Here is a 275-nt window from a genome sequence, read left to right as displayed (position 1 = left end):
AAAGAAAGATAAAATTAAGACAGTGCTTGATTATTCAGTAAAACATCCGTTATTTTTCTTACACCGTAATGCTGGTAATGCATCCAATACACACCAAAATGTTCGGGATTGGGTATCAGATGAAAACGGGCAATTTACAGAAAGATGGGGGCATGCTACAGAAAAATCCCCTTATGACCCATGTCCAGACGGATGGAGAATACCAGATACATTTGCTGCTTCGACACACTCTGAGGAACCAGATTTAGGAACAAATTATTTTTATACTAAATGGC

At 38.2% G+C, this 275-nt stretch carries 1 protein-coding gene; it reads left to right on the top strand.

Annotated elements, in window-relative coordinates; all coding sequences use genetic code 11:
- Positions 1-275, top strand: a 275-nt coding sequence (locus SB752_RS32395) for a hypothetical protein (RefSeq protein ID WP_410719497.1), incomplete at both ends; no start/stop codon positions are given.

It is taken from the genome of Brevibacillus sp. SIMBA_040 (genome assembly GCF_046535075.1).
Lineage (GTDB): Bacteria > Bacillota > Bacilli > Brevibacillales > Brevibacillaceae > Brevibacillus.
Note: the sequence above shows the minus strand (reverse complement) of the source record. Positions and strands in the feature narration are given on the sequence as shown.